This is a genomic window from Acidovorax sp. 62 (assembly GCF_002754495.1).
Classification (GTDB): Bacteria; Pseudomonadota; Gammaproteobacteria; order Burkholderiales; family Burkholderiaceae_C; genus Acidovorax.
This window is the reverse complement of the sequence record NZ_PEFJ01000001.1, coordinates 1,322,526-1,335,170: the sequence shown is the minus strand read 5'-3', so window position 1 is coordinate 1,335,170 and position 12,645 is coordinate 1,322,526. Positions and strand designations below refer to the sequence as shown.

Sequence of the window (12,645 nt, the reverse complement as noted above, 5' to 3'; positions counted from 1 at the left end):
GGGGCGGCCCCGCAGCGCGGCTATCCACCCATCAGAACGCGTCTTCCGGCATCTGCGCGCAGGTGGCATCGCGCGTGCTCACCACCTGCAGCCAGGCCCCGATCTTGGGCAGCTCGTAGCGGAAGAAAAACTGCATGGCGCCCATGCGGCCCACGCTGGCGGGCTGCGCCAGGGCGGCGTCGTGCGCCAGCGTGGCCAGAGCCAAGTCCAGCCACACCCAGGCCAGCACGGTGTGCCCAAAGGCCTGCATGTAGGGCACGGCATTGGCCAGCGCATCGTTAGGCTCGCCCGTGGCCCAGGCCGCCTTGGTGGCGGCGCCCACCTGGGCCAGCGCGGCCCCCAGGGCGTTGGCATGCACCGCCAGTGCAGGCACCTGGATGGCGCGCTCGATGGTGGCGTTGATGCGCCCCGCCACCAGCTGCAGGCCACGCCCGCCTTCCATCAGCACCTTGCGGCCCAACAGGTCCATGGCCTGTATGCCGTGCGTGCCTTCGTGGATCATGTTCAGGCGGTTGTCGCGCCAGTACTGCTCCACCGGGAAGTCGCGCGTGTAGCCGTAGCCACCGTGGATCTGAATGGCCAGGCTGTTGGCCTCCAGGCACCATTCGCTGGGCCAGCTCTTGGCGATGGGGGTGAGCACCTCCAGCAGCAGGCGGGCCTCGTCGGCCGACTCGGGCGTGCCCGTGTGTTGCTCGTCCACCAGCAGCGCGCAGTAAAGGTTCAGCGCCAGGGCGCCCTCGCCATAGGCCTTTTGCGCCAGCAGCATGCGTTTGATGTCTGCGTGCTCAATCAAGCGCACCTGGGGGGCGCTGGCGTCCTTGCCGCCCTTGCCCGCAGCGCTGGCGCTGCTTGACTGGATGGGGCGGCCTTGGGGCCGGTTCTTGGCATAGTCCAGGCTGGCGTAGTAGCCCGCCAGGCCCAGCATGGACGCCGCCATGCCAATGCCAATGCGGGCCTCATTCATCATGTGGAACATGCACTTGAGGCCATCGCCCGGCTTGCCCACCAGGTAACCCACCGCTCCTGCAGCACCGCGCACGGGGTACTTGCCTTCGCCAAAGTTCAGCAGCGTGTTGGTGGTGCCGCGCCAGCCCAGCTTGTGGTTCAGGCCTGCCAGCGCCACGTCGTTGCGCTCGCCAGTGAGCTTGCCCTCGGTGTCCACCAGCTTCTTGGGCACGATGAACAGCGAGATGCCTTTGACACCCGGCACCAGCTTGCCGTCTGGCCCCGGAATCTTGGCCAGCACCAGGTGCACGATGTTTTCCGTCAGCTCATGGTCGCCCGAGCTGATCCACATCTTGTTGCCCTTGAGGCGGTAGCGCGGGCCCAGCGGGTCGGCCTCAAAGTCTGCCCCATCCGGCACGGCACGCGTGGCCACGTCCGACAGCGACGAGCCTGCCTGCGGCTCCGACAGGCACATGGTGCCCGCCCAGCGGCCATTGAATTCATTGAGCGCAAACACCTGCCTTTGCAGATCGGTGCCGTGCACCATCAGCAGGTTGGCATTGCCTGCTGTGAGCAGGTTGGAGCCAATGCTGATCGACGCCACGGCAAAGAAGCTGTTGGCCGCAGCGTCCACCGTGTAGGGCAGTTGCATGCCGCCAATGTCGTAGTCCTGCGCGGCGCTCAGCAGGCCAGACTCGGCGTAGGCGCGGCGCGCCTCGTGCGTGGCCTGCGGCAGCAGCACACGCAGCGTGCCATCGGGCTCGGTCTCGGTGCGCGGCTCTTCCAGATCGACCAGCCGGTTGAACGGCGCGTACTTCTCGCGGGCGATGCGCTCGGAGGTGTCCAGCACCGCGTCGAAGGTTTCGCGGGAGTGGTCTGAAAAACGCTCGCGCGCTTGCAGCTTCTCGGCATCGAGCCACTGGTACAGCAGGAAGTCAACGGTGGGGCGCAGGCTCATGGCATTTACATTAAAAATGGCCTCTAGCGCTTATCCATAAAGCGCAAGCAGCTATAAAAACAGGAGCAAACAAATCCATAAAAAACCCCGTCACGGCGCCACTGCAAACAGCAGACCGTGCACGGGGTCTCTACGACCATGGGGTCAGAACACTTCGAAGATGCCCGCAGCGCCCATGCCGCCACCAATGCACATGGTCACGCACACGCGCTTGGCGCCACGGCGCTTGCCTTCAATGAGGGCGTGGCCCGTGAGGCGCTGGCCCGACACACCGTAGGGGTGGCCCAGGGCGATGGCGCCGCCGTTCACGTTCAGGCGGTCCGCCGGAATGCCCAGTTTGTCACGGCAGTACAGCACCTGCACGGCAAAGGCTTCGTTCAGCTCCCACAGGTCGATGTCCTCCACCTTGAGGCCCAGCTTCTTGAGCACCTTGGGCACGGCGAACACAGGGCCAATGCCCATTTCGTCGGGCTCGCATCCGGCCACCGCAAAACCGAGGAAACGGCCCAGGGGCTTGAGGCCCTTCTTGCTCGCATAGTCTTCGCTGGTCAGCACGCAGGCACCGGCACCGTCACTGAACTGGCTGGCATTGCCGGCGGAAATCAGGCCGCCTGGCAGCGCAGAGCGCAGGCCACTGATGGCCTCCACCGTCGTGCCTTCGCGCGTGCCTTCGTCGCGGCTCACGGTGACTTGCTTGGTGATCAGGCCCAGCGTCTTGTCGGCAATGCCTGCGGTGACGGTGATGGGCGCGATTTCTGCATCAAACAGGCCGTTAGCCTGCGCAGCACAGGCCTTTTGCTGGCTACCCGCACCATATTCGTCCATGGCTTCGCGACCGATGTTGTAGCGCTTGGCCACTTGTTCGGCGGTCTGCAGCATGCTCCAGTAGATCTCGGGCTTTTGCTTGGCCAAGGCCAGGTCCTGGATCATGTGCAGGTTCATCTCTTGCTGCACGCAAGAGATGCTCTCCACACCACCGGCCACGAACACATCGGCCTCGCCCGCGATGATGCGCTGGGCGGCCATGGCGATGGTCTGCAAACCTGACGAGCAAAAGCGGTTGACGGTGACGCCGGAGGCCGTGATGGGCAGGCCCGCTTTGAGCGCAATCTGGCGTGCGATGTTGCTGCCGGTGGCGCCTTCGGGTGTGGCACAGCCCATGATGACGTCGTCCACATCGGCGCCGTCAATGCCGGCGCGCTGCACGGCGTGCTGCACGGCGTGGCCGCCCAAGGTGGCGCCGTGCGTCATGTTGAAGGAACCCTTCCAGCTTTTGGCAAGCGGGGTGCGGGCGGTGGAAACAATCACTGCGGATGTCATGTGAATTCCTTTGATTCTTTGGAAGGGTGCGCGTGCGGCTTACTGGAAGGCCTTGCCTTCGGCGGCCAGCTTGGCCAGCAGCGGAGCAGGCGTCCAGAACGCGGCATCGTCCAGCGGGTTCTTGGCAAAGCGGTTCATGGCTTGCACCACGTTGAACAGGCCCACCTCGCTGGCGTAGTGCATGGGGCCGCCACGGTAGATGGGGAAGCCATAGCCGGTGAGGTACACCATGTCGATGTCGCCGGACTTGCTGGCAATGCCGTCTTCCAGGATGTGCGCACCTTCGTTGACCAGGGCGAACACCAGGCGCTGCACGATTTCGTCGTCCGAAATCTTGCGCGGCGTGATGCCTTGCGCCTTGCGGTGGTCTTCAATCATCTGCACCACCTCGGCGTTGGGGATGGCGTCGCGCTTGCCGGGCACGTAGTCGTACCAGCCCGCGCCCGTCTTCTGGCCAAAGCGGCCCTTCTCGCACAGCAGGTCTGCCGTCTTGCTGTACTTCATGTCGGGCTTTTCGGTGTAGCGGCGCTTGCGAATGGCCCAGCCAATGTCGTTGCCCGCCAGGTCGCCCATGCGGAAGGGGCCCATGGCAAAGCCAAACCTCTCGACGGCCTTGTCCACCTGCTGGGGCGTGCAGCCTTCGTCCAGCAAAAAGCCAGCTTGCTGGCTGTAGCGCTCGATCATGCGGTTGCCGATGAAGCCGTCGCACACGCCCGAAACCACAGCGGTCTTCTTGATCTTCTTGGCGATCGCCATCACGGTGGCCAGCACGTCCTTGGCCGTCTGCTTGCCGCGCACCACTTCCAGCAACTTCATCACGTTGGCAGGGCTGAAGAAGTGCATGCCCACCACGTCCTGCGGACGCTGGGTGAACGATGCGATCTTGTCCACGTCCAGCGTGGAGGTGTTGGAGGCCAGGATCGCGCCGGGCTTCATCACCGCGTCGAGCTGCTTGAAGACGGCTTCCTTCACACCGATTTCTTCAAACACGGCTTCGATGACCAGGTCTGCGTCCTTGAGGTCGTCGTAGCTCAGCGTGGTGCTGAGCAGCGCCATGCGTTGCTCGTACTTGTCTTGCTTGAGCTTGCCCTTCTTGACCTGGGCTTCGTAGTTCTTTTGGATCGTGGCGATGCCACGGTCCAGGGCTTCCTGCTTGGTCTCCAGAATCTTGACGGGCAGGCCTGCGTTCAGGAAGTTCATGGCGATGCCGCCGCCCATGGTGCCCGCACCAATCACGGCCACGGCGGAGATTGCGCGCTTGGGGGTGTCCGATGGCACATCCGGAATCTTCGAGGCAGCGCGCTCGGCAACGAAGAGGTGGCGCAGTGCACGGCACTCGGGGGTCCACATCAGGTTGATGAAGATCTCGCGCTCGACCAGCATGCCTTCGGCAAACTTCTTCTTGGTGGCGGCTTCCACAGCGTCCACGCACTTGGCGGGCGCTGGGTAGTTTTTGGCCATGCCCTTGACCATGTTGCGTGCGAACTGGAAGTACGCATCGCCTTCGGGGTGCTTGCAAGGGAAGTTGCGCACCAGCGGCAGGGGGCGGGCGTCTTGCACGCTTTGGGCAAATGCCAGGGCTTCTTCGGCCAGGGATTCTGGCGAGGCAGCCAGTTTGTCGAACAGCTTTTGGCCGGGCACACCGGCGATCATTTCGCTCTTGACGGGCTCGCCACTCACGATCAGGTTGAGCGCAGCTTCCACGCCGATCACGCGGGGCAAGCGCTGTGTGCCGCCCGCACCTGGGATCAGGCCCAGCTTCACTTCAGGCAACGCAATGGAGCAGCCAGGCGCCGCAATGCGGTAGTGGCAGCCCAAGGCCAGCTCCAGGCCGCCGCCCATGGCCACGGTGTGCATGGCCGCCACGACGGGCTTGTCCGAATTTTCAACCGCCAGGATCACCGACAGCAGATTGGGTTCTTGCAGCGATTTGTCGGTGCCGAACTCCTTGATGTCCGCACCGCCTGAGAAGGCGCCGCCAGCGCCCGTGATGACGATGGACTTCACGGCCGCATCGGCATTGGCGCGCGCAAGCCCGTCCACAATGCCTTGGCGGGTGGCCAGACCGAGCCCGTTGACGGGAGGGTTTGACAGGGTGATCACGGCAACAGAGCCGTGGACTTTGTATTCAGCGGTCATGCTGTTGTCCCTTGGAAGAATGAAAAAGAACGGTCGTGCGATTTTATTGTAGAGGCTCTCTGTGACTTTGCCAGTGACAGGGGGTATCTGTTTGTCCCGCCCGGGACAAGATTGAGGGTGACAGCGGAAATGGAACCCGCGCGCCCATGCAAAAAGCCCCTCGCAAGGGGCTTGTGCAGTGCATTCGGGGGCGTCGTCTCAGCGGAAGGCCGCCTCCAACGCATGCAACCCCACCTTGGGGTCCAGCATGCCGTTGTAGATGGCGGGGATCTCCCGCTCAATGCCCAGCAGATGGTAGGTGGCCACCATCGCGCAGCGCACCGAATATTCCACCGTGAACACCACGTCGTCCTCCATCTCAACAAACTGGCCCAGGAAGGCAAAGTTCTGCGAGCCCTCGGGCAGCACCAGGGGCCGGTCGCCCGGTGCGCGGCAGGCAAACAGGGCCGAGGCATAGGGCATCATCACCGTGGTCACATCGGTGGTGGCCAGCACATGCTCCAGCAGGTCGCCAAAGCCCATCTGGTGAATCAGTTCGGTGAGGATTTCACGCCCCGTGGCCTGCGACATGGGCTTGCGCACGTAGTCGCCCTCGTTGTCCACTTGAAAGCCATAGCCCCACAGGGTGTAAGTGCCATCGGCCTGGCCATAAAAATGCGGCTGGTGCGGCACCACCACCGACAGGTGCCAGCCCGACTCGTACCAGGTCATCAGGGCGCCCGTGCCAGGCTTGTTGCCCGAGTATTCGGTGATGCGCTGCAGCAGCCGGTCGTCGCGCATGGTGAGGGTGAACGACTCCCACTTGTGCTCGTCCACATTGCCACAGAACGCCGTGGGGCGGCCAAAGTCAGGGGCTTTCTGCGCGATCTTTTCCCACAGCGCCCAGCCATGGTCCTCGCGGCCACGCACCAGGGCCGGCACGTCGTCGTTGCCGCCGTAGCGGGCGTCCGAGGTGATGGAGCCCAGTGTGAAGAAGGCGAGGTCGTCTGCACCCAGGTCCAGCGTGGTGTCTGTGGCCACACCACCGACACCGCCCTGCACCATTTGCACCTGAAGCGCCGTGGCTCGGCGTGTGCCGTCGCTCTGGGTGGCAAAAGTGGCGTCGGTCACCCGGTGGCCAAAGCGCACGTCCACGCCCTGCTCCATCAGCCAGCGCTGCAGCGGCACGACCATCGAGTCGTACTGGTTGTACTTGGTGCGCTTGACGCCCGCCAGGGTGTGGATGCGCGAGAACTCTTGCACAAATCGCAGGAAGTAGCGGCGCAGCTCAATGGCGCTGTGCCACTTCTGGAAGGCAAAGGTGGTGCGCCACATGCGCCAAAAATGGGTCTGGAAAAACGCTTCGTCAAAAAACTCATCGATGCGGCGGCTGCCGATGTGGGCCTCGGTCAGGGCCAACAGGCGCAGCATCTGCACGCGGTGCCCCGTCGACAGGCCCAGCTTCTGGGCATCGGCAATCACATGCTGGGCATCGATCAAGCGGGCCTGGGCATGGGTGTGTACGCGCGCATTGAACTGGCGGCACTCTTCGCGCACCGACACGGTGGGGTCTTCAAGCGAGGGTATGCCCTCAAACAAGTCCCACAGGCACAGGTAGGTTTCGTCGGTCAGCATGCGGCCACCGCGCGTCACCCAGGTCTGGGGCGCGGGTGCATTGGGTGCGGCGCCGCCATCGAGCGAGCCGCCGGGCATGCCCGTTTCTTCCAGAATGTGGATGTGGCTGGCGGGCACCTTGCCATCACGAATGGCAAAGGCGGCCACAGACATGCCTGCGATGCCGCCCCCCACGATCCACAGCTGGGCGGTTTGGGGATTGGCGTGAGATGGGTTTTTGGTGTGCTTTTTCATGTGCTTCTGACGTCCCTTGGGTAGGTTGGACATCCGCGAAGCGCCGAGGGGCTTCAAGGCAATCAGGCGGGTGGCCATGCCCTGTGGCTGCGCGGCCTGCGGGTGCCCAGGTCGCCCGTTGGCAAAGAGCCAAACGCTGGCGATAGAGGATTTATACGCCTGCGCGCGGTCATTGCCATGACTTCACAGCGCCCAAAAAACAAGTTCCCGACACAGATCAAGACAAAGGCGCGCAGGGCAAAAAAAAGCCCCAGCAGCGATGCCGAGGCTTGAAGTCACTCGCACTGACAAACCGATGGGGTAATCAAACCTCCAGCCACTCCTTGCGGATGTAATTGTCCGCCCGCAGGCTGTCGGGCGTGCCCTGGAACACGATGGAGCCATGGCCCATGACCAGCGCGCGGTCAGAGATGGTCATGGCGATGGTGAGCTTTTGCTCAATGAGCAGCACCGAGATGCCCCTGGCCTTCAGCGTCTGCAGGTACTGTCCCACCAGCTCCACGATCTTGGGCGCCAGGCCTTCGGTGGGCTCGTCGATGATGATGAGGTCGGGGTCGCCCATGAGGGTGCGGCACAGCGTCAGCATTTGCTGTTCGCCGCCAGACATCACGCCCGCCTCGGTGTGCTGGCGCTCTTTGAGGCGGGGGAACATTTCATACATGTCGTCAAACGACCAGCGGCTGCCTTTGCCACTGCCTTTTTGCCCCAGCAGCAGGTTCTGGTGCACCGTGAGGTTGGGGAACACGTCGCGGCTCTCGGGCACATAGCCCAGGCCCAGGTGGGCAATCTCGTAGGCCTTTTTGCCGTTAAGGTCCTGGCCTTTCCATTGCAGCGTGCCTTCCCAGTCCACCAGGCCCATGATGGCCTTGGCGGTGGTGGAACGGCCCGAGCCGTTGCGCCCCAGCAGCGCCACGATTTCGCCGGGTTGCACCTCAAAGCTGACACCATGCAGCACATGGCTTTTGCCGTAGTAGGCGTGAAGGTTGTCGATTTTCAGCATAAGTCAGTGTCCCGCTCCCTGTGCGTCTGCCACGGCCGAGCCGAGGTAGGCCTCTTGCACGCGCTGGTTGGCCCGCACCTTCTCGGGGGTATCAAACGCAATCACCTCGCCATAGACCACCACAGCAATCTTGTCGGCCAGGCCAAACACCACGCCCATGTCGTGCTCTACCGTCAGCAGGGTGCGGCCCACGGTCACTTCCTTGATGAGGCGAATGAAGCGCGTGGTTTCGCTCTTGCTCATGCCTGCGGTGGGCTCGTCGAGCAAGATCACGTTGGCACCGCCTGCGATGGTGATGCCGATCTCCAGCGCACGCTGCTCGGCGTAGGTCAGGTTCATCGCCAGCGTGTCGCGTTTCTTGTCGAGCTTGATCATCTCCATCAACTCTTTGGCGCGCTCGTTGGCGTCATCAAGATTGGAGAGAAAGCGCAAGAAGGTGTACTTGTAGCCCATGCTCCACAGCACCCCGCAGCGCAGGTTTTCAAACACCGACAGCTTGGGGAAGATGTTGGTGATCTGGAAACTACGCGACAGGCCCTTGCGGTTGATCTCATACGGGGCCAGGCCGTTGATGCGCTGGCCGTTCAAGATCACGTCGCCACTGGTGGGCGCAAAGCGCCCGCTGATGAGGTTGAACAGCGTGGACTTGCCAGCGCCGTTGGGGCCGATGATGGCCACCCGCTCGCCCGGCGCTACCGCCAGGTTGGCGCCCCGGATGATTTCGGTCTTGCCAAAACTCTTGCGCAGGTCGCGCAGTTCCAGCGCGTAGGTTGCGTTGTCAGCCGCCATGGTCACAAAGCCTCCCCGCGCTTGATTTCATGTTCAATCTCTTCCTGAATGGAGCCCCACTGCTTGGCAAACTGCCGACGGCACAGCTCAAACAGCCCGCCACCTGTGAGCATCACAAAGCCCGCGCCAAACCAGCTGGTCAGGCCCTTGGCATTGATGGTGGCGCCCAGAAAGTTCATCTCTGACCCCAGGGCCGCATTGAGCTGCAGGTGGTAGGTCATCTCCACCATGCAGGCCGCGCCCATCACCGCCACCAGGCCCGTGCCCGCCAGGCCCAGGTAGGACGACCACAGCGGGCGCAGCTTGCCGTACTTGGCCAGGCGCAGGTTCATCATGATCAGGCTGGCAATGCCGCCGGGGGCGTACATCACCATGAACAGGAACACCAACCCCAGGTACAAGAGCCAAGCCTTGGACAGCTCGGACAACAGCACCGAGGCCAGCACCAGCAGCACCGCACCGATGATGGGGCCGAAGAAGAATGTGGCCCCACCCAGGAAGGTGAACAGCAAGTAGCCGCCCGAGCGGATCACGCTCAGGCTGTCGGCGCCTGTGATGATTTCAAAGTTGATGGTGGCCAAACCGCCGCCAATGCCAGCAAAGAAGCCCGCAATGATGAAAGCGAAATAGCGCACGCGCTGCGTGTTGTAGCCGATGAATTCGACACGCTCGGGGTTGTCGCGCACAGCGTTCAGGATGCGCCCCAGCGGCGTGCCGGTGAAGGCAAACATGGCTGCCGTGCACACAAAGCAGTATGCGGCGATGAGGTAGTACACCTGAATGGCCGGCCCGAAGCTGACGCCAAAGAACGACTGGCCGTACACCCGGTCGGTGGTGATACCGCCCTCGCCTCCGAAGAACTCCGGGAACATCAGCGCCATGGACGCCACCAGCTCGCCCACACCCAAGGTGATCATGGCAAAGGTGGTGCCCGATTTTTTGGTGGTGACAAAGCCAAGCAAGGTGGCAAAGAACGCCCCCGCCAAGCCCCCGACCACGGGGATCAACACCAGCGGAATACCCCCCGAGCCTTTGGTGGCCATGTTCATCGCATGGATGGCGATGAACGAGCCCAGCCCCGTGTACACCGCATGCCCAAAGCTGAGCATGCCGCCCTGCCCCAGCAGCATGTTGTAGGACAGGCAGATGATGATGAGGTAGCCGATCTGCGAGAGCATGGTCAGCGCCAGGCTGCTGCGAAACAGCATGGGCGCAACGATGAGTGCCACGGCAAACAGGGCCCAGATCACGAAGCGCCCCACGTTCAAGGGCTTGAAGCGGTAGTAGGACACGGGGCCAGCAGCGGCCGTTGTGGGTTTGGAGTTATTCATGGGGTCAGTCCTCGCGGGTGCCCAGCAGGCCCTTGGGACGGAAGATCAAAATCAGCACCAAAAACAGGTACGGCAGGATGGGCGCCACCTGCGAAATAGTGAGCTTGAGCACCGGGTAGCCAAAAGTTTGCTCGGTCACCGCAACGCCCACCAGCTTGAAGGCGTGGATCAACGAATAGTCGAGCGCCACAGCAAAGGTCTGCACCAGGCCAATGAGCAGCGACGCCAAAAACGCCCCGGCCAGCGATCCCATGCCCCCCACCACCACCACCACAAAAATGATGGAGCCCACCGAGGCCGCCATGGCGGGCTCAGTCACGTAGGTGTTGCCACCAATCACGCCCGCCAGCCCGGCCAGCGCAGCGCCTCCGCCAAACACCAGCATGAACACGCGCGGCACGTTGTGGCCCAGCGCCTCCACCATTTCGGGGTACTTCAGCGCCGCCTGAATCACCAGGCCAATGCGCGTGCGGGTGAGCAGCAACCACACCGACACCAGCATCAGCAAGGCCACCAGCATCACAAACGAGCGGGACTTGGGGAACTGCGTGCCATACAGCGTGAACAGCGGCCCTTGCAGTTGCTCTGGCAGGCCGTAGGGCACGGTGGAGCGGCCCCACACCAGCTGCACCAGCTCCAGGATCAGGTACGACAGCCCGAACGTCACCAGCAGCTCTGGCACATGGCCGAACTTGTGCACCCGGCGCAGGCAGTAGCGCTCAAAAGCCGCGCCCAGCGCAAACACCACCAGGGGTGCCAGCACCAGCGCAGGCCAAAAGCCCACCACGCTGGAGATGGTGAACGCGAAATAGGCCCCCAGCATGTAGAAGCTGGTGTGCGCAAAGTTGAGCACTCCCATCATGCTGAAGATCAGCGTGAGGCCTGAACTCAGCATGAACAGCAACAGCCCGTAGCTGACGCCGTTGAGCAAAGAGATCACGAAAAACTCAAGATTCATGGGAATTTTTCATTGCTGGGTAAAAAAAAGGCCCGAGTATGTCGGGCCTCGAAGCTAAGCCGCCAAACTCAAGGGCGCTTCATCTGGCACGAAGTGGGCGTGCTGGCCACGTAGGGCTCGTAGTACTTCACCGGCACAAAGGTGTAGCCGGTGTTTTCCGAGTCGATCGGGAATTTGTCATTGGCCTTTTCCCACTTGGAGATGAACAGGCCTTGCTGCAACTGGTGGTCGGTCTTGCGCATCTCGACCTCACCGTTGAAGCTCTTGAACTTCATTCCCTCAAACACCGCAGCCACCTTCACCGGATCGGTGGACTTGGCTTTGACGAAGCCTTCCGACAGCATGGTGAAGGCATGGTAGACCGAGCCGGTGTACATGTCGTCGTTGAACTTCTTCTTGTAGTCCACCACGATCTTGTTGAGCTCGCCCGGCAGGTTCATGTGGGCATAGGCCACCATGTACACGCGGCCTGCCGCAGCCGATCCCATGGCGGTGGGGCTGCCGGTGACCGAGCCATAGTAGGTGTAGAAGTTGACGTTGTTCAGGCCTGCATCGTTGGCGGCCTTGATGAGCAACGCCAAGTCTGAGCCCCAGTTGCCGGTGATGACACTGTCGGCACCCGACTGTTTGATCTTGGCAATGTAGGGCGCAAAGTCACGCACCTGCGCCAGAGGATGCAAGTCGTCCCCCACAAACTGCACATCGGGGCGCTTGCGCGCCATCATCTCTTTGGCGAACTTCGACACCTGCTGGCCATGCGAATAGTTCTGGTTGATCAGGTAGACCTTTTTGACCTCGGGCAGGTCTTTCATGTAGGTGGTCAGCGCCTCCATCTTCATGGAGGTATCGGCATCCAGGCGGAAGTGCCAGTAGCTGCACTTGCTGTTGGTGAGGTCAGGATCCACGGCCGCGTAGTTCAGGAACAGCACTTCCTTGCCGGGGTTGCGGGCGTTGTGCTTTTCCAGCGCGTCCATGATGGCCAGGGCTGGGCCCGAGCCGTTGCCTTGCACGACATAGCGTGCGCCCTGATCCATGGCCGAGCGCAAGGCGCTGGTGGTTTCCTGGGGGCTGAGTTTGTTGTCGATTCCAATAATTTCAAATTTGACGCCAGCAGGGTTCTTTTTGTTGAACTCTTCGGCCAGGAACTGGAAGCTCTTGAGCTGGTTGGTTCCCACCGCTGCCATCAAGCCCGAGAGGGGGTCGAGCCAAGCGATTTTGACCGTCTCACCCTTTTGGGCAAAAACCGCGCCAGCGCTCACCAGAAGGACGGAAGCCGCTACAGCCTTGATAGCAAATCTCATGGTCTTGTCTCCTTGTAAATCGACACGACGCAGAGTACCGCGTTGCAATCCCTGAA

The 12,645-nt window shown here is 62.3% G+C and carries 9 protein-coding genes; all 9 read right to left on the bottom strand.

The features are described 5' to 3' along the window. Positions 1-31: 31 nt before the first annotated feature. Positions 32-1,903, bottom strand: coding sequence for an acyl-CoA dehydrogenase (locus CLU86_RS05960; RefSeq protein WP_099740991.1), 1,872 nt, complete (start codon positions 1,901-1,903; stop codon positions 32-34). A 144-nt stretch (positions 1,904-2,047) separates the two neighbouring features. Continuing rightward, the gene (locus CLU86_RS05955) at positions 2,048-3,223 is read right to left on the bottom strand and encodes an acetyl-CoA C-acyltransferase (protein ID WP_099655265.1); all 1,176 of its coding nucleotides are present in this window, start codon (positions 3,221-3,223) and stop codon (positions 2,048-2,050) included. Between the two features lie 39 nt (positions 3,224-3,262). Then, a complete protein-coding gene (locus CLU86_RS05950) occupies positions 3,263-5,362 on the bottom strand; it encodes a 3-hydroxyacyl-CoA dehydrogenase NAD-binding domain-containing protein (protein ID WP_099740990.1) in 2,100 nt (699 codons plus the stop codon). Positions 5,363-5,560: 198 nt separating this feature from the next. Beyond that, positions 5,561-7,210 (bottom strand): oleate hydratase, encoded by a 1,650-nt coding sequence (locus CLU86_RS05945; RefSeq protein ID WP_099743335.1) that lies wholly within the window; start codon positions 7,208-7,210, stop codon positions 5,561-5,563. A 304-nt stretch (positions 7,211-7,514) separates the two neighbouring features. Continuing rightward, complete coding sequence (locus CLU86_RS05940) at positions 7,515-8,210, bottom strand: ABC transporter ATP-binding protein (protein WP_099740989.1); 696 nt, start codon at positions 8,208-8,210, stop codon at positions 7,515-7,517. Between the two features lie 3 nt (positions 8,211-8,213). Next, positions 8,214-8,999, bottom strand: a complete 786-nt coding sequence (locus tag CLU86_RS05935) for an ABC transporter ATP-binding protein (RefSeq protein ID WP_099655261.1) — start codon at positions 8,997-8,999, stop codon at positions 8,214-8,216. A 2-nt stretch (positions 9,000-9,001) separates the two neighbouring features. After that, positions 9,002-10,330 carry a branched-chain amino acid ABC transporter permease gene (locus CLU86_RS05930; protein ID WP_099740988.1) on the bottom strand — a complete coding sequence of 443 codons (1,329 nt, stop codon included), beginning with the start codon at positions 10,328-10,330 and terminating at the stop codon, positions 9,002-9,004. A gap of 4 nt (positions 10,331-10,334) precedes the next feature. Beyond that, positions 10,335-11,288, bottom strand: a complete 954-nt coding sequence (locus tag CLU86_RS05925) for a branched-chain amino acid ABC transporter permease (RefSeq protein ID WP_099655259.1) — start codon at positions 11,286-11,288, stop codon at positions 10,335-10,337. Positions 11,289-11,356: 68 nt separating this feature from the next. Then, a complete protein-coding gene (locus CLU86_RS05920; RefSeq protein ID WP_099740987.1) occupies positions 11,357-12,589 on the bottom strand; it encodes a branched-chain amino acid ABC transporter substrate-binding protein in 1,233 nt (410 codons plus the stop codon). Positions 12,590-12,645 lie beyond the last annotated feature (56 nt).